The sequence below is a fragment of the Butyrivibrio sp. WCD3002 genome (genome assembly GCF_000424265.1).
Classification (GTDB): domain Bacteria; phylum Bacillota; class Clostridia; order Lachnospirales; family Lachnospiraceae; genus Butyrivibrio.
Genome location: NZ_AUJO01000001.1, coordinates 387,739 through 406,649 on the forward strand (window position 1 = coordinate 387,739; position 18,911 = coordinate 406,649).

Sequence of the window (18,911 nt, forward strand, 5' to 3'; positions counted from 1 at the left end):
TTTTAAAAGGGGAAAGAGTATGAAGAAAGTATTAAACTATTGTAAGCACCTTATGCTTACAGCTGCTATTGCATTAACTGTATTTACAGTTGGTAAGACCGGCGTTAAAGCTGCTGATGTACAGATGGGAAATCTGAACATTGGTGAAGAAAAAATTATTGAGTTAGTAGGCGATAATAATTTCTATTTTAATTTTACAACTCCGAGTTCAGGTAGCTTTAAAGTAAGCGTTGCTCTGATCGGTAAGAGAAATATTACAACCGGACAAACATTTGAATCCGGTTACACATACGTGAAGCTTAACAGTAATTATCGTGATATTTGGAGTGAATTTACCTGGATGGATCACGGCATCTATACCTCACCTGAGTTTTCATTAGGTGGTGGAAAAAATGTAACTCTTAGAATTAATGATCAGATAAACGACTTTGGCTATACCTACAGAATTCTGATTGAGAATGTAAGGTATTCAAATTTTGAAAAAGAAGTTAACAACTCAGCCAGCAGTGCAACAAAGTTAAAAAATAATAAGAGCGTAACCGGTATAAGCAACAAGGATAATTATGACTGGTTTGTATTTAAGGCTCCAAGCACCGGAAAATATAAGTTCACTGCTGTAAATACTGATGCTGAGGACGGCGGCTACTTTTACTGTGTAGGTTATAAGACCAAGAACAAGGTAGATTACGGCAAAAACCAATATATATGGCAGGGAAGAGGCTGGACAAAGATCAACACTGTTAAGCTAAAGAAAGGTAAGAAGTATTACATTAGAATTTCCGATCCCAGCAGAGAGGGAATTCACTATCAGGTAAAAGTAAAGAAAATTAAATAATTTGATTTTTAGCCAAACGGGGAAATGCAAATTGCATATTCCCCGTTTTTCTGCTATAAATATAGTCTTATATAAATTATGATTTTATTGTACAATGGAGTGACACTATAGATTTTTAATGGAGAATTATTCTGATGAAAAACAGACCTGTATTTGTTATTGGACATAAGAATCCCGATACTGATTCAATTTGCGCAGCTATCTGTTATGCAAATCTGAAAAGTAAATTGACGGGAGAGCATTATGAAGCAAGACGATGTGGACATCTTAATGAGGAAACACAGTTTGTTTTAAACAGATTTGGCGTGCAATCTCCTATATATACCAAGGATGTGCGTACTCAGGTTTGCGATATGGAGATAAGAGACCTCCACGCAGAAAATGATGAAATTTCACTTAAGCGTGCATGGGAGAGAATGAAGGATGAAAATGTAGTTACTCTCTGTATCACTAAGGATGGAAAACTTGAGGGACTTGTAACTACCAATGATATCATGGAGACCTGTATGGATGTTCATGATGCCAGCATTTTGTCAGAAGCAGGCACAAGCTACGGAAATATTGTGGATACTCTGGATGGAGCTATGCTTGTGGGCGATAAGTCTGAGAAGTTTACATCAGGAAAGGTTCTGATAGCTACTGCATCCCCGGAAATAATGGAAGAGGTTATTGATCCCGGTGATATTGTTATCTGCGGTAACAGATACGAAACTCAGCTCGTTGCCATTGAAAACGAAGCTTCATGTATCGTGGTATGTATCGAAAGCAAGGTAACAAATACTATTCAGAAGCTGGCAGAGGAGCGTGGCTGCAGGATAATCACAACTCCCTATGACACCTTTACTGTTGCCAGACTTATAAATGAAAGTGCACCTGTTGGTTCTGTGATGAAGAAGGATCAGCTTGTTACTTTTCATATGAATGATTTCATAGAAGATATCCAGCAGACCATGGCCCAGGTAAGACACAGATATTTCCCTGTTCTTGATGAGAAAGAGAACTTTGTGGGAATGATCTCACGTCGTAATTTACTTGGTGCTAAGAAGAAGCAGATAATTCTTGTTGACCATAATGAGAAGAGCCAGACAGTAGATGGTATTGATAATGCGGAAATCCTTGAGATAATTGACCACCACAGACTTGGATCTTCCATAGAGACTGCTAACCCTGTATTTTTCAGAAATCAGCCTCTTGGTTCATCCTGCACGATTATCTATTCAATGTATAAAGAAGCAGGTATTGCTGTTGATAAAATTACAGCTTCGCTTATGCTTTCTGCGATTATCTCTGATACCCTTATGTACAGGTCACCTACCTGCACAGAGATTGATAAGCAGGCGGGAAAAGAGCTTGCTCAGATAGCTGAGATTGATGTGGAAGAATTTGCAAGGGAAATGTTCAGGGCAGGTTCAAACCTTGGAAGCAAGACACCCAAGCAGATTGTTCATCAGGACTTTAAGAAATTTACCGTTGAAGACAAGAATATTGGTATAGGTCAGATCAATTCCATGAGCGCAGAGGAGCTTGCCGAAATTAAGGAGAGAGTACTTCCTGAGCTTGAAGATATTATGAAGAGTGACGGACTTGATATGATCTTCTTTATGATGACCAACATTATAGCTGAGTCCTCTATTATTGCTTTTGCAGGAAACAAGGCAGAAAATATCATCGACACCGGATTCCATGTAGAAGCAGGAAGCGAGCACACAGCGTTATTAAAGGGTGTTGTATCAAGAAAAAAACAATTATTGCCAACTATTGTAGAAGCACTGCAGCAATAATGTAATATGTGGTATAATATATATGTATTACATTGTATTGGGGCAGTTAGTATGAGATATATCTTTAAAAATAAGTTTCATCATTGTAAGAAACAGGCTTTATGGCCTGCTATTTTCGCTGCAATGATGATTCTTTTTTTATCGAATTTTACCGTTTTAGCATCATCCGTAAGTGAAGATTCAGGGACCATAAATATTCAGAATTCAAATGTATTTTATATGGTCAATCCGCTTTATGCAGGACTTGTTAATGAAAATGAGCTTAACAGGCTTCCGGCAGTATCAGTAACTCCTGAAAATCTTTTATCTGCTGATAAATGCAGTAGTACTGATGAAATGGCTGAAGAGCTTCGGAATAATATGGCCGCCAGAAAAGAGACGGTTTATGTTTATTTTGAGCTGCCTGGAACAAATTATAACGCGACACAGCTTGTGAACATGGAGTCTGATGTTCTCAAAAAGGCTGTTACGCATATTGTTGGCGGCGCCGGTAATATGGGTGATTATCTCAAATGGGGTTACAGTGGTGTCGGCATGCAGGTATCCTATGGTAAATCATCGGGTAATACCATAGGAACCCTTACATACAAATTTACATATTATACAACTGCAGCTCAGGAGGCTCAGGTTACAAGTAAGGTTAATTCAATATCATCCAGCCTGAATCTTGCTTCAAAGGGTGAGTATGAAAAGATAGAAGCTGTATATGAATATGTATGTAATAACGTTAAATATAATTATGGAAAATCAAATATCAAATACAGCTGCTTTGCTGCAGCAATAAATAACAGTGCTGTATGTCAGGGCTATTCTCTGTTGATTTACAGACTTCTCAATGATGCAGGTGTTGATTGCAGACTTGTGGCAGGAAATACCTCCAGCGGTAATCATGGCTGGAATATTGTAAGAGTCGGAAATCTATATTATAACCTTGATAGTACCTGGGATGCAGGAAAGAAGCTCAGCACATATAAGTATTACATGAAGTGTGACAAAAACTTCGTAGATCATAAAAGGTGGTCTGATTATTCCTCTTCATCTTTCTATGCTGCATTTCCTATGAGTTCCAGAGATTACGACTATGGAACAGGCTCAGAGAGTGAAACCGAAAAGCTGAAGGGACTTAAAATTGTAAAAGCAAATCTTAAGCTTGCCAAGGGTGAGACGGCCGTAATTAAGGTGGATTCAAAACCCAACGGAGTTAAGCTTAAGGGGTTAAAGTATAAGAGCAGTAATAAGAAGGTTGCTAAGGTTGATTCATCCGGAAAGGTTACCGCGGTAAAGGCCGGAACCTGTATAATTACAGTTTCTACAAGTGATGGTGCTATTTCTGATAAGTGCTATGTAACGGTAACAAAGGATTCCGCTGTAAAAACCTTAAAGCTGTCTAAGAAAAAGCTTTCGCTGAAGAAGGGAAGTAAGTTTAAGCTTTCTGCAAAGATTAAACCTGCAGCAGCGTCTAAAACAAAGCTCAAGTGGGAGAGTAGCGATAAGAGTATTGCCAAGGTAAGCAGTAAAGGTGTTGTAACTGCTAAAAAAGCCGGAACCTGTACAATTACAGTTAAGACGAAGAATGGCCAAAAGGTTGCCACCTGCAAGGTTACAGTTAAATAAAATTAAACACAAAAATGGGTAAGCATAGCGAGTGCTTACCCATTTTCGTCTTATGATTAAGGAAAGGAATGATCCTAAAGGATTCTAAGATTAGCTTACAAAGAATTCTTCAGCGATTGTCTCCATATAAATTTCACGTTGTTCCTTCGGAATATCATATTCATCCATTGCTTCGGCAACTGACCAATGCTGTCTTCCGATTGATCTTACCATGTTCCTGATAATTGAATAATTGACAATACTATCGTTATTTTCAACGGTAATTGTAGACATAAAAAGACTCCCCTTATAAACAAACACTTTTCATACATGTAGTTGTTTTTGTTTTGTTCTTACTACAATATATTGTAGTACATAAATGAAAAAATTCAACAGATTAATTCTAAAAAAATAAATATTATTTTTATGTTTTTTTAATCGTTATAATATAGTCTTAAACTTGTTAATTATATGTAATTTTGATAAAATAATAGCGGTAAACTGTGGCTCTCTTAGGGTAAAGAATATGATAAAAACTTATATTGTGGAGAGAGAAGAGTTTCAGATTTCGGGGGAATTATATTTACCGGATGATTCCAGGGGACGATATCCTATAGTGATCATGTCACATGGATTCGGTGGAGATCGCGAGGGAACGAGACCCTACGCGGAAATTCTGGTAAAGGAAGGAATAGGCTGCTATATATTTGATTTTTGCGGTGGTGGCTTATCTTCTAAAAGTGACGGAAAAATGACTGATATGTCAGTGCTTACAGAGAGTGCTGATATAGAGGCTGTTATCCGGGATATTAGGAAAGCGCCTTTTGCTGACAGGAAAAATATATTTTTGATGGGTGTAAGTCAGGGCGGCGTTGCATCCACCATAGCAGCAGTTGAAGCAGGCGAAGATGTAAAGGCTATGGTCCTTCTTTATCCTGCTTATGTGCTTTTCGATGATGCAAAGGAAAAATATCCATCTGAGGATTTAATAGAAGATACATCAACGGTTTTCGGTCTTCCGGTTGGAAGGAGATATTACGAGGATGCTCTTTCATTAAATATAGATGATTATATGGTCAAGTTTAGTGGAAATGTCCTTATACTTCATGGAAACGTGGATCAGGTAGTGCCTATTTCATACAGCATAAATGCCAGAAAGAAATTTCCTGCTGCGAAGATAATTCAGATTACCGATGCCGGACATGGTTTTTATGGTAAAGAGGTTGTTAAAGCAGGTAAAGAAATGGTATCATTTATAGAGGAGAACTTAAAATTTTCCACTTGAAAAAGTTTAATATTACGGGGGAATTATCCATGAGCAGTTTTTTTGAAAATATCGATGCAGATGAAATCAGAAGCAGTGCTGAGAAAATAATTGAGATTACAGGCGATGGGGCAAAGCGAGCATACACTAAGGCTAAGGATGGTTATAATGGACTTAGTGACGATACTAAAAAGGCTATCACTCTTGGTGTTACGGTATTTGCGATAGTTATCGCCGTTGCCGGAATTTTCTATTTGCTTGGAAAACGCTCAGGAAAAAAAGAGAAATACGAATTTGAATATGAGGAATGGGATGGCTGAAAATCTTAATTCAAGATTTTCTCATTTCGCTTGAATATCGTTTTCTGTTGTGATAACATTAACAGGTCGCGAATTTAATAGCGCGCCGGTGTGTCGGAATGGCAGACGATGCAGACTCAAAATCTGTTGTCCTCACGGGCGTGTGGGTTCAAGTCCCACCACCGGCATTATTTTGTTGATTAAAGAACAGCACCTAAATGTTGCTGTTCTTTTTTATTTCATTGTGAAATCTTTTTATATATCTGAAAAATATAATCCCTAGTATTTTTGCACAAATAAAGGAAACGAAAATTAGTAAATACGTTTCTTGATATAAAAAGTCTATGATGATACTATAAAATCAAGGAAACCAAAATAGGAAAATGACGTTTCCGAGCGGGGGTAAACATGAGAAAAACACTGTACTTGAATAATGACTGGAAGTTTTCAGAAATATTTGAAGATAAAATGATAAGCCCTGACTATGATGATAATCACATGGAGAGCATCAGGATTCCACATTCTGTTGTGACAACGCCATTTAATTATTTTGATGATGCATTATATCAGAAGGTCAGCTGCTACAGGAGAATTTTTACAGCTGACAGCAGATGGAAGGAAAAGCGCGTTGCGGTTACTTTTATGGGTGCTGCTCATGAAGCAACAGTATATATAAATGGAGAACTGCTTGGAACACATTCTTCAGGTTATACTGCATTTTCCTTTGATATTAGTGACAAGCTTAGGTATGATCAGCCAAACTGCATAGTGGTAAAGCTTGATTCGAGAGAGAGTCTTAATATTCCGCCCTTTGGTTTTGTTATCGATTATATGACCTATGGTGGGTTATACAGAGATGTACTTTTGGAAGTAACAGAGAAGACATACATTCAGGATCTGTTTGTTTCTACTGACGTTTCAGATGTTTATGCCGGAAATGCAGATGATGTAGAACCGGCGGCTGTAGGTACATTTCTTCATGTTAAGACAGAAGTTGGTGGAGATACCTCGGGCTGTGTTATAAAGCATGCTATAAAGCGAATAAGCGGAGACATTCCGTCAGATTATAAAGATGAATATAAGGATTTTAAGGAACTGGTAGAAATACCCGCAGCGAAACTGGTGCCATTTGATTTTCATACGATGCCGGTAGTCTTGTGGGATGTTACTAATCCGGCTCTGTATCAGCTTAGAACTCAGATACTTAGAAATGATGAGCTTATTGATGAAAAGACAGAGATCTTTGGATTTAGAAGTATGAAGTTCCATGCTGATGGATTTTACTTGAATGGAAGAAAGCTAAAGATACGAGGCCTCAACAGACATCAGTCTTATCCCTATGTAGGATATGCGATGCCTGCGACACTTCAGGAGTTTGATGCGAAGATATTAAAAGAAGAGCTCCTTGTAAATGCTGTAAGAACCTCTCATTATCCGCAGTCACAGGATTTTATAGACGAATGTGACAGGCTCGGAATTCTTGTGTTTATGGAGTTCCCGGGCTGGCAGCATATTGGAGATGAGTCGTGGAAGGAACAGGCTCTTGTAAACGAGAGGGAGATGATAATCCAGTACAGAAATCATCCTTCAATTTTTATCTGGGGTGTCAGGATCAATGAATCAGCTGATGACGAAGAGTTTTACAAGAGGACAAATGATCTTTCCCATGAGCTTGATCCTTCAAGAGCAACAGGCGGCGTAAGAGCCGGTACAAAAATGCAGCTTCTTGAAGATGTATATACCTACAACGATTTTTCATTCGATGGTAAAAAGCCCGGATGTCAGAAGAAAAAAGCTGTTACTCCGGATATGAATAAGGCATATCTTGTAACTGAATATAACGGCCATATGTATCCTACAAAGAGCTTCGATGATGAGATACATAGAAGCGACCATGCTATGAGACATATAAAGGTAATGGATGCCATTGCTTCTGAGTCTGATGTGGCAGGCGGTTTTGGTTGGTGCATGTTTGACTACAATACGCATAAGGATTTTGGATCAGGTGACAGAATCTGCTATCACGGCGTTATGGATATGTTCAGAAATCCCAAAATGGCTGCGGTTTCTTATGCGATGCAGGGAGATTCAGAGCCTGTTCTGGAGCTTACATCCTCGATGGATATCGGAGAGCATCCGGAGTGCATAAGAGGAGATATTTGGATCCTTACAAATGCCGATTCCGTGAAAATGTATAAAAATGATGTTTTCATCAAAGAGTACAAAAGAGAGGATTCGCCCTTTAAGAACATTAAGCACGGTCCGATTCTTGTAGATGATTTTATTGGTGATCAGCTGGCTCAGAATGAGAAGTTTTCAAAGGGAATGGCTGAAAAGGTAAAGCATGCTCTTAATACTGCTGCCAGATACGGTATGGGAGGTCTTGGCCTTTCAGACATGATAACCGGCGGAAGAATGATGGCTTTTCATGGTATGAGCTTTAAGGATATAGTTGATCTCTATCAGAAGTACATCGGTGACTGGGGCGGAAAAGCAACCAGCTTCAGGTTTGAAGCAATAAAGAACGGAGAAGTGGTAAAAACGATTGTAAAAGAGACTGTTTCATCCGTAAATCTGATATGTGAAGTAAGCAGTACCGAGCTCAACGATGACAGATCCTATGATGTGGCACAGATCAGAATAAAAGCAGTTGATCAGAACGGAAATGTTATTCCTTATTTTGCCGAATCACTGCGACTTAAGACTGAAGGAGCAGTTGAACTGATAGGACCTAAGCATGTTCCTCTTCGAGGAGGAATGGCCGGTGCATATGTTAAGACAAGAAGACGACAGGGATCAACCGGTAAGCTTTTTATAAAGCTGGATGCCTGCGAGAAAATAAAGAAAGAAATAGTTTTTCATGTAAAGGAAGGTGTAGAAACGAATGTCTGAAAAGTCAAAGGTAATTTTCGGAAATGTGATGAGTGACAAGATCTACAAGAAGGCCTTGAACTCAAAAAAGAAGTTCGCTAAAAAGTTTGGAGATGATTCAAATTGTAATTATCCGGTTATGGTTACAGAGAATCAGTATATAGGCGAGCTCCTTGGAGTAAAAAATATTGAGGTTCTTAAGGAAGGTGAAGATACAGGTGCTTCAATTCCTTTTGATAATGAGAAGGGGCTGATTGTTGGAAATATCAGAATGGGCTTTGGACATTACAGAATAAGCATGGCTATGGCTTCATGTGCAAAGCATCTTGGCTATACACCTTACTGGATGGATCTTAATTCCTATAAGCATACTACCTGCACAAAGGTAATAAGTGCACAGAACGATCTTTATTCACTGGGATCAAGACTTTCAAAGAATCCTATTTTTAATAAGCTTGTATGGGAGCCTACAAATTACGAGGGTTTCAGAGCACTTTCATACAATGCCGCTGATCAGAAAAACGCAGAGCTTATGGCTCCTGTTTATAAGAATGTTCCCAAGGATATTCCGGTAATTGCAACTCACGTTTGGCCTGCTCAGGCAGCTATTCATGCAGGAATGAAGCATGTTGTCAATGCAATTCCCGACAACTGGCCCATGGCGCTTCATTTATCCGAAGGCTCCGTACACACAATCCAGTGCAGAAATGCATATATGGGTTACAGAATTCTAAACGGCATGAACAAGAAGACTGTGTGCCAGCCTATGCCTCAGGAGGATCTTGTTTATACAGGTCACTATATTGATCATGAGCTTGTGGCCAATATTGAAGCTGACTGTCAGGCAAGAATCGATAGAAGGAAAAATGGAAAGCCCATGAGATTCCTTCTTACAATCGGCGGTGCCGGAGCTCAGAAGGAAATCTTTGCAGCAATAATTAAATTCCTGCTGCCTTATATCGAGAAAAAACAGGCTGCTCTTTATGTAAATGTTGGTGATTATAAGCAGGTTTGGGAAGATCTTAAAAATGAAATACCTGAGATGAAGAACCACATTCAGGAGCACCTTGGAGATTTTGCTGACACAGAAAAGTTTGCGGAAGAGGCTCTTGATCCAGCTACGGAAGTAACAGGAATTCACGGCTTCTGGCATGGAAATATTTTCGAAGCGGTTTACTGCACAAACCTTCTGATGAGAAGCTGCGATGTGCTTGTAACAAAGCCCAGTGAGCTTGCATTTTATCCTGTTCCCAAGCTTTTCATAAAGAGAGTGGGAAAGCATGAGATGTGGGGTGCCATCCACTCCGCAGAAGTAGGTGACGGAACACTTGAGTGCAGAGATATACCTCATACAGTACAGATGCTGACACAGTTCCTTACAACACCTCTTCTTGATGAGATGTGCGAGAACATTGTTGAAAATAAAAAGACCGGCCTTTATGACGGTGCATATAAAGTAGTAGAGCTTGCGATGCAAATGAAAGACTCTGCTAAGGGAGGAAAGAACTAATGAGTGAAAAATCTAAATTAACAGGCGCAGCCAAGGCGTCTTATGGACTTGGCGCTGTAGGAAAGGATATGGTATACATGCTTTCAGCATCCTGGGTACTGTATTATTTCCAGGATATCCTTGGCGTAAGTGCAGCTGCTATGGGTGTAATCCTTATGGTTGCCAGAGTATTCGATGCATTTAACGATCCTATCATGGGAGCTATTGTTGGTAAGACCAAGACAAAATGGGGTAAATTCAGACCCTGGCTTTTAATCGGTACCATAACTAACGCAATCGTGCTTTATCTTATGTTCTCAGCACCGCCGACAATGTCCGGAAGCGGTCTTGTAACATATGCAGCAGTTACATATATCCTTTGGGGTGTAACCTATACAATGATGGATATTCCTTACTGGTCAATGATCCCTGCTTTCACAGAGGGTGGTAAGGAGAGAGAAGGGCTTACAACTCTTGCACGTTCCTGTGCAGGTGTTGGTTCTGCCATCATCACAATCATCACTGTTAAGTCTGTTGCAGCTCTTGGCCATATGTTTGGCGGACAGGGTATTACAGACAGAGAAGTTGAGAGAATCGGATTTTCATACTTCACAATTATTATTGCTGTACTTTTCGTAGTATTCACCGTTATCTGCTGCATCAATGTAAAAGAGAAGTCTACAGTAGACATGAAGAGTGCATCAATTGGTGAGATGTTCAGAGCACTAATTCAGAACGACCAGGCAATGGCTGTTGTTGTAGCTATCGTTATCGTTAACTGCTCAATCTACATCACATCAAACCTTGTAATCTACTTCTTTAAGTACGATTTTGGCGGAACTTCCTGGAGAGACGGATATACACTTTTCTCAACCTTTGGCGGTGGAATGCAGATTCTTGCAATGATGATCATGTATCCTTTGCTTAGAAAGTTCTTCACTTCCATCAAGATTTATTTCATCAGCATGGGAATGGCTATTGCGGGCTACATCTCACTTCTTGTACTTGCATCAACATCCATGAATAACGTATTTTTGCTGTTTATTCCGGGATTTTTCATCTTCTCAGCAAACGGAATGCTTTCAGTTATTACAACTGTATTCCTTGCAAACACTGTAGATTATGGCGAACTTAAGAACAACAGAAGAGATGAGTCAGTTATTTTCTCAATGCAGACCTTTGTTGTTAAGCTTGCATCTGGTGTATCTGCATTTATCGCAGCTATCGCACTTCAGATTCTCAATCTCAGCAACGATACAGCTGAGACAGCTACAGAAATTGACTATTCTCAGGGTGTTGGAGCAGTTCAGAAGATGGGACTTAGAATGACCATGACAATCATTCCTATCATCGGACTTATATTTGCTATTTTCTGGTTCAGAAAGAAATACATCCTTACAGATGAAAAAATTGAAGAAATCTCAAATGAGATTGCAGCTAGAAACTGATTTACATGCCCCTGTCGTTTATCGAAAACGACAGGGGCTTTTTCGTGCCAAAGGCGTGCCACCGGGGACGGTTCTAAGTGGCACAGTTTGCCACCGGGGACGGTTCTAAGTGGCACGGTTCACTTTGGCGCATGACTGAAATTTAATTTCGTGACAGAATCTGGCACGATGAATTAAATTTTCATTAAAGATGAACCCCGCATATTCTAAGCAAATATCCTGCATGATAGAATTAATATAATCAAATTTGCACTATAGAAAGGGGGCTTTTTTATGAAGAGAAATATTAAAAGAATACTGGGATTGTCCCTTGCTTTTTCGCTATTTGTCTTGGCTGTATGTGCATCAGACAGTATAGCAATAAAAAGTAAAGCAGCTGGAAGTACCGGAGCCTGGGTAGTTGAATCTCATGACGTGAAATATTCCGGCTATGTAGATTATTACAAAGATGGTACAGAAGATAAAAAATACATTATGAACAATAAATATGATGAAAAGGATTCAAAGGTTTATCATTATTTAACTGGATATGACTATGCAAATTATACATGGTATAAAGCAGATTTTATCGGTACCTGTGTTATTCCGCCTGCAACAATTACAGGTGATAGTAAAGTTACACTGCCTCTGACATTAAGCATAGAAAATAACGAAATGACAGTCTCTGCTAAGGGAGAATTACAATATAGAGCTCAGCTTACGTGGAATAGTAGTCATGTCGATGGCTATAGATATTTTATTTCAGACACAAAAGATGATGAAACAATGATTGATGTATTTACTGTTTATCCAAACAGACAAACTGCGGAAGATAGTTTTAGTTGCACAATACCCAGTGGTAAACAAGATGGTGAAAAAGCAGAATTGATATTTTGCACAAACAATTATGATTATGGTGTTATAAAAACAATTTGGACCTATACCTGGAAGAGTGGTGCTTCCGGTGACACGGCTCAAATTGACAAGTCAATCAAAGCACCTGCTAAAATTTCCGGTATCAAGGCTAAGAAGAAGGGCAACGGCTGCACGATTTTCTGGAAAAAGACATCAAAGAATTGCAAGGGCTACGAGATTCAGGTTGCTACTGACAAGAAATTCAAAAACAATGTTAAGTCTGTAATGGTTTCAGGAAAGAACAAAAAGAGCGGAAAGGTTACGGGGCTTAATAAAAATACAACTTATTATTCAAGAGTAAGAGCATACAACAAGTCTGCAAAAGGCTACAGATACGGCAAATGGTCAAAGATAACAAAATTCAAGACGGGAAAGTGATTCGCTAAACCGTAATCCTGCTAAAGGGTAGCGGTTCTGGCATGCCAAAGGGGACGGTTCTAAATGGCACAAAAATATGTGCCATTTAGAACCGTCCCCTTTGGCACGCCAACCGGCGTACATTAATAAGCTTTCACGGTTGTAGCTTTGGACATTTTAGTGTATTCTATATATTGGTTATAAGTATGCTCGGTAGTATTATGTTCATACAATATATTGGGGTGAAGCCTTGATGGCACACAGAGGATACCATGGATTGTAAGGAATTTCAGAGAATGATACCGGGATTTCTGGACGACGAGCTTGATGTTCGGGCGCTGGAGATCTTTTTGGGACATATAGAGAGCTGCAAGAGCTGTAAAGAAGAGCTTACGATACAGTTTCTTGTTGAGACAGGTACTCAAAGCCTGGAGGATGGTACTAATTTTAATTTGAGCCATGAACTTGAGCTTGTTATGAACAGAGCTTATCAGAGACTTGGTACCAGAAAAAGACTTATTAAAACAGCATTCTTTTTACAGGTGCTTGTTGTTATTGAAATTGTTGTTGCCATAGCGTTGGCGTTTATCCTTTGAATAAAAAGTTGGTTGGGAAAATGGGGAAAAAATTACTTTTAATTGACGGACACAGCATATTAAACAGAGCGTTTTACGGACTTCCGGATTTGACAAACGCAGAGGGAATTCATACAGGTGCTGTTTATGGTTTCCTTAACATGATGTTTAAGCTGATCGATGAGGAGAAGCCGGATTATCTTACAGTCGCCTTCGACGTTCATGCTCCCACATTCAGACATGAGATTTTTAAAGAATACAAGGGTACTAGAAAGCCTATGCCCGAAGAACTCAGATCTCAGGTGCCTCTTATGAAAGAGGTTCTTGATACCATGGGTATTTGTCGCATGGAAAAAGCGGGACTTGAGGCTGATGATATATTGGGAACTCTTGCTAAAAGAGGTGAAGCTCAGGGTATGGAGGTTCGTCTTGTTTCGGGAGACAGAGACCTTCTTCAGATAGCTTCTGAGCATATTTGCATCAGAATTCCCAAGACTAAGGCCGGTGGTACTGAGATAGAGAACTATTTTGCAGAGGATGTTAAGAAGCTTTACGGCGTTACACCTCTTCAATTTATTGAGCTTAAGGCGCTTATGGGCGACTCTTCGGACAATATCCCCGGAGTTCCCAAGGTCGGCGAGAAGACTGCCATGGGACTTATGGCAGAATATGGTTCAATTGAGAATATTTATAATAATCTTGAAAACATTACAAAAAAGGCTATTAAGGAATCCCTTGCAAACAACAGAGATCTATGTGATCTGAGCAAGGTCCTTGCTACAATAAATGTAAATGCTGAGTTTGATTACAGCTTTGAGAATGCTGAGCTTCATGATATTTTCACACGAGATGCCTATGAGATGTTCAAGAGGCTGAACTTCAGAAATCTCCTTGGCAAATTTGAGAATGATGTAACACAGACAAAATCAGATATTGAATTTGAACTTGTAAGTGATGAGGCAAAAGCAAAAGAAATATTTGCAGGTGCCCGTGAATATGCTGCAGGCAAGCAGGATAGATTTGTTGGAATAGGCATTCTGGCTGAAGATGAATTTATCGGAATAGCCGTTTGTTTTGATGATAAAAAGGCTTTTTATCTTGAAGGAAGCAGTATAAATGCAGAGCTTATAGGCCAGGAGCTTTCCTCAATGTCTAAGGATGTAAGACTTTCATTCTTTGATATTAAGCATGCCTATCCCTTCTTTAAGCCCTATGAAGTAGAGAATTACAAAAGAAATGAGCGTGGATGCTTTGATGTGCTGATTGGAGCATATCTGCTTAATCCTTTGAAGAATGACTACAGTCCTGAGGATGTTGCAGGAGAACACATTCAACTGCCCATCAGATCTAAGACTCAGATTTTTGGTAAAAAGAGTATGGCCGACGCTGAAATAGATGAAAGAAAAGAGTATGCCGGCTATATTTCTTATGTAGCCTATAAGAGCGCTCCTGTAATCGAGAAAAAGCTTGAAGAGACAGAAATGCTTTCTCTTTTCTATGATATTGAAATGCCTCTTACTTACATACTTTACGATATGGAGAGAGAGGGAATTCTTGTTAAGAGAGAAGAGCTTGCTGCCTATGGTGAGAGACTGACAGGCAGAATCGCTGAACTTGAGAAGAATATTCATACCGCTGCAGGTGAAGAGTTTAATATCAATTCACCTAAGCAGCTCGGAGAGATACTCTTTGAGAAAATGGGACTAAAGGGTGGCAAGAAGACTAAGACTGGTTATTCAACCGCTGCAGATGTCCTTGAGAAGCTTGCTCCGGAGAATCCTATCATTGCTGATATTTTGGAATACAGAGGATTAACCAAGCTTAAGAGCACTTATGCAGATGGTCTTGCTGCTTATATTGAGGATGATGAGAGAATTCATACCAACTTTAATCAGACTATAACAGCCACCGGAAGAATTAGCTCAACAGAGCCTAATCTTCAGAACATTCCCATGCGAACCGAGCTTGGAAGAGCCATACGAAAAGTATTCGTTCCTAAGGAAGGCTATGTTTTTGCCGATGCGGATTACTCACAGATCGAGCTTAGAATACTGGCCCATATGTCTGAGGATCAGGGACTGATAGATGCTTATCATGAAGGCAGGGATATTCACAGGATTACAGCGTCAAAGGTTTTCCATACACCCTTTGATGAAGTTACCGATATTCAGAGAAGAAATGCCAAGGCTGTAAACTTTGGTATCGTCTATGGAATCAGTGCCTTTGGATTGAGCGAAGACCTTAATATATCAAGAGCTGATGCCAAGAAATACATGGAGGAATATCTTGCAACATATCCCGGTGTGAAAGGCTATCAGGATAAAGCAATTTCAGATGCTAAGGAAAAGGGCTTTGCCACTACGCTTTATGGAAGACGAAGACCCATGCCTGAGCTTAAATCCGGTAATTTCATGCAGAGGCAATTTGGTGAAAGAGTTGCCATGAATGCTCCCATACAGGGAACGGCTGCAGATATTATGAAGCTTGCAATGATTCGTGTTTACAGAAGAATCATGGATGAGAAGCTTGAATCCAGAATGATACTTCAGATACATGATGAACTTTTAATTGAGACACTTAAGTCTGAGGAAGCGCAGATTAAAGCTATCCTTGAGGAAGAAATGGCAAATGCAGCAAATCTGGCGGTTCCGCTTGATGTAGACTGCCATGTTGGTACTGACTGGTTCGAGGCTAAATGATTATGAAGGTAATTGGTGTCACCGGCGGCGTGGGTGCCGGAAAGAGTACAGTACTTGATTATATTGAAAAAAACTGCAATTGCAGGATTATTTTGTCAGACAAGGTTGCCAATGATATTAAGCTAAAAGGTCAGCCCTGTTATGAACCGATAGTTTCGCTTTTATCGACGGAGGTTCTGGATGTTAACGGCGAGATTGATAAGGCAAAAATGGCGTCGATGATCTTTTCTGATGAAGGACTTCTGTCCAAGGTAAATGATATTCTGCATCCGGCAGTGAACAGATTTATTTTTGATCAGATAGAGGAAGAGAGAAAAAAGAATACGCTCGATTATCTTTTCATAGAGGCAGCACTTCTTATCGAAAACGGCTACGATAAAATAGTTGATGAGATGTGGTATGTATATGCTGACGAAGAGGTAAGAAGACAGAGGCTTAAAGCTTCAAGAGGTTATAGCGATAAAAAGATCGATGATATTTTAAAGGGTCAGCTGTCAGATGAGGAATTCAGACAGCATGCTGATTTTGTAATAGATAACAGCGGCGATGTAGAAGGGATGCATCGCTGTATAGATTTAAAGCTGGGGGAAAACTAATGGCTACGATGAGTGAACAATCTGAACAGAAGGTGGTATTCGGACTGGATATCGGAACAAGGAGCGTTGTGGGTACTGTCGGCTATATGCAGGATAATACCTTTAATGTAATGGCTCAGACTGTCAGAAAGCATGAGACCAGAGCCATGCTTGACGGACAGATCCACGATATCGGTAAGGTTGGAGCTACCATCAGAGAAGTAAAGGAAGCACTTGAGGAGAAAACTCAGATACATCTTACTGATGTATGTATAGCTGCCGCTGGTCGTGTACTTCGTACCGTAAAGACTAATTTCGAAGAGGAATACACAGACAATCGCGAGCTTACGCAGGAAGAGATTTATAACCTCGAATCCAAGGCGGTTGAAAAGGCATACCAGGAGTTCTTACAGCAGAACCAGTCGGACATGAAGTTTTATCTGGTTGGATATTCTGTAATGCATTATTATCTGGATGATTACCAGATTGCCAATCTTGAGGGCCATAATGCCGGAAGAGTTGCACTTGACCTTATAGCTACATTCCTTCCTGATGACTGTGTGGATGGACTTTATAAGGCATGTGAGAGAGCTGATCTTAAGGTAGCAAATATGACTCTGGAGCCTATAGCTGCTATGATGGTTGCTATTCCTCCGCAATTTAGAATGCTTAATCTTGCCCTTGTAGATGTAGGTGCAGGTACATCGGATATCTGTATCACCGATGATGGAACAATTACTTCATACGGAATGCTTCCCATTGCCGGTGATTCAATTACAGAGATTATCGCCCAGCACTGCCTTGTAGACTTTAATACGGCAGATCAGATAAAAATTGATGCAAGCCACATGGAACAGGTTAAATACATAGATATCATGGGACTTGAGAAGACTATTTCTTCTAAGGAAATAGCAAAGATGATAAAGCCTCTTGTTGAAAAGATGAGCAAGATGGTTACTCAGCAGATAAAGCAGCTTAACGGCAACAAGCCTGTAAGTGCTGTCTTTGTCGTTGGCGGAGGCGGATGTGTTCCCGGATATACCAAGGCCCTTGCCAAGGAAATGAAAATTCCGGAGGAACGTGTTGCACTTCGCGGTGAGGAAGTAATGAAAAATATCAAATTCCTTGAGGAAAATTCTGAGGTTGAGCGCGACTCACTTATGGTAACACCTCTCGGTATTTGTGTAAGCTTCTATGAGCAGTCCAATAACTTTGTATTTGTTTCCTTTAACGGACAGCAGACAAAGATTTATGACAATGGTAAGCTTGCCATTGTTGATGCCGCTATGCAGGCTGATTTCCCCAATGAGGATCTTTTCCCCAAGCGTGGTGAAGAACTTAGATTCTCAGTTAACGGACAGGAGAGAATGGTAAGAGGTGAGCCCGGTGAATCTGCTGTTATCACTCTTAACGGATCACCTGCTGACATACATACCAAGATTCATGCAAATGATATTATTGAGGTTCAGAGTTCGACAGTAGGAAAGCCCGGCAGAAGCGAGCTTGCGGACGTCAATGAATTTAAAGGCACCTTCAATATTACCGTTGACGGTAAGAGCATTGATGTACCGAGAACCGCTGAAGTAAACGGTGAGCCTCAGACCGGCTATTACAATATCAAATCCGGTGATGAAATCAAAATACTTGATTATGAGACAGCTGAGCAGATAGCAAGGCTTCTTGATATTGAGCTTACAGAGGATACCGTAATAACCGTAAATAATGAAATTGCAGGTATGGATACTCCTGTATATGAGAACTTCAAGGTTGAATTCAAGAGTGGTAAGGATGCTGTGCTTGAATACTACCAGAACTTCCCGGATGCAGACATGGTGGCTATTGAGCAGGAGAATGAAGAGTCTTCTTATGATGCCGATGCAGATTTGGAAGTTGAAGAAAATGAAGATGGCAGTTATAGTATTTCAGGTGGAGAAGAAAGAGAGAAGCCTGCACCTGCTCCTTCAAAAAGAGTAATTACCAGGGATCTTCATGTAGTTGTAAATAATGAGCCCATAACTCTTCACGGTAAATCAGATTATATCTTTGTAGATATATTTGATGTAATAGATTTTGACCTCAGTAAGCCCAATGGAAGGTCAATCGTTACTACACTTAACGGAGGTACACCTGACTATATGCAGGCTATTCATGAGGGTGACAAAATTGAAGTTTATTGGAAATAACTCTTTCTTCATACAATAAACACATTTTTTTCACAGTTTATCGATAAT

Annotated in this window: 14 protein-coding genes and 1 tRNA gene; 14 read left to right on the plus strand and 1 reads right to left on the minus strand. The window is 39.8% G+C overall.

The window, feature by feature from the left end; translation table 11 throughout:
• Positions 1-19 precede the first annotated feature (19 nt).
• From G608_RS0101595 to G608_RS0101605, 3 genes are all read left to right on the plus strand, one after another.
• Positions 20-835, plus strand: coding sequence for a hypothetical protein (locus G608_RS0101595; RefSeq protein WP_026494536.1), 816 nt, complete (start codon positions 20-22; stop codon positions 833-835).
• 134 nt (positions 836-969) lie between these two features.
• Complete coding sequence (locus tag G608_RS0101600; protein ID WP_035794285.1) at positions 970-2,616, plus strand: putative manganese-dependent inorganic diphosphatase; 1,647 nt, start codon at positions 970-972, stop codon at positions 2,614-2,616.
• Between the two features lie 51 nt (positions 2,617-2,667).
• A complete protein-coding gene (locus tag G608_RS0101605) occupies positions 2,668-4,230 on the plus strand; it encodes an Ig-like domain-containing protein (RefSeq protein WP_026494538.1) in 1,563 nt (520 codons plus the stop codon).
• Between the two features lie 90 nt (positions 4,231-4,320).
• Here G608_RS0101605 and G608_RS0101610 read toward each other — a convergent pair whose 3' ends face one another.
• Positions 4,321-4,503 (minus strand): hypothetical protein, encoded by a 183-nt coding sequence (locus G608_RS0101610; RefSeq protein ID WP_026494539.1) that lies wholly within the window; start codon positions 4,501-4,503, stop codon positions 4,321-4,323.
• A 232-nt stretch (positions 4,504-4,735) separates the two neighbouring features.
• Between G608_RS0101610 and G608_RS0101615 the strand changes: the two genes are divergently transcribed.
• From G608_RS0101615 to G608_RS0101665, 11 genes are all read left to right on the plus strand, one after another.
• The gene (locus G608_RS0101615; RefSeq protein WP_051208702.1) at positions 4,736-5,494 is read left to right on the plus strand and encodes an alpha/beta hydrolase family protein; all 759 of its coding nucleotides are present in this window, start codon (positions 4,736-4,738) and stop codon (positions 5,492-5,494) included.
• A 29-nt stretch (positions 5,495-5,523) separates the two neighbouring features.
• Positions 5,524-5,793: a hypothetical protein gene (locus tag G608_RS0101620; protein ID WP_026494541.1), complete on the plus strand. Its 270-nt coding sequence runs from the start codon at positions 5,524-5,526 to the stop codon at positions 5,791-5,793.
• A gap of 84 nt (positions 5,794-5,877) precedes the next feature.
• Positions 5,878-5,960: transfer RNA gene (locus G608_RS0101625), tRNA-Leu, on the plus strand.
• Positions 5,961-6,180: 220 nt separating this feature from the next.
• Complete coding sequence (locus G608_RS0101630; protein ID WP_026494542.1) at positions 6,181-8,664, plus strand: glycoside hydrolase family 2 protein; 2,484 nt, start codon at positions 6,181-6,183, stop codon at positions 8,662-8,664.
• Positions 8,657-10,153: a DUF6937 domain-containing protein gene (locus G608_RS0101635; protein ID WP_026494543.1), complete on the plus strand. Its 1,497-nt coding sequence runs from the start codon at positions 8,657-8,659 to the stop codon at positions 10,151-10,153. Before G608_RS0101630 ends, G608_RS0101635 begins: the two co-directional genes overlap by 8 nt.
• Positions 10,153-11,580 carry a glycoside-pentoside-hexuronide (GPH):cation symporter gene (locus G608_RS0101640; RefSeq protein WP_026494544.1) on the plus strand — a complete coding sequence of 476 codons (1,428 nt, stop codon included), beginning with the start codon at positions 10,153-10,155 and terminating at the stop codon, positions 11,578-11,580. The genes G608_RS0101635 and G608_RS0101640 overlap by 1 nt, the downstream gene beginning before the upstream one ends.
• 273 nt (positions 11,581-11,853) lie before the next feature.
• Positions 11,854-12,852, plus strand: a complete 999-nt coding sequence (locus G608_RS22090; RefSeq protein WP_026494545.1) for a fibronectin type III domain-containing protein — start codon at positions 11,854-11,856, stop codon at positions 12,850-12,852.
• Between the two features lie 251 nt (positions 12,853-13,103).
• A complete protein-coding gene (locus G608_RS0101650) occupies positions 13,104-13,427 on the plus strand; it encodes a zf-HC2 domain-containing protein (RefSeq protein ID WP_026494546.1) in 324 nt (107 codons plus the stop codon).
• A 20-nt stretch (positions 13,428-13,447) separates the two neighbouring features.
• Complete coding sequence (polA, locus tag G608_RS0101655) at positions 13,448-16,105, plus strand: DNA polymerase I (RefSeq protein ID WP_026494547.1); 2,658 nt, start codon at positions 13,448-13,450, stop codon at positions 16,103-16,105.
• Entirely contained in the window at positions 16,102-16,701 is a 600-nt protein-coding gene (gene coaE / locus G608_RS0101660; RefSeq protein WP_242829318.1) for a dephospho-CoA kinase, read from the plus strand. The genes polA and coaE overlap by 4 nt, the downstream gene beginning before the upstream one ends.
• On the plus strand, positions 16,701-18,863 hold the full coding sequence (locus G608_RS0101665; protein ID WP_051208704.1) for a cell division protein FtsA: 2,163 nt from the start codon (positions 16,701-16,703) through the stop codon (positions 18,861-18,863). The genes coaE and G608_RS0101665 overlap by 1 nt, the downstream gene beginning before the upstream one ends.
• Positions 18,864-18,911 lie beyond the last annotated feature (48 nt).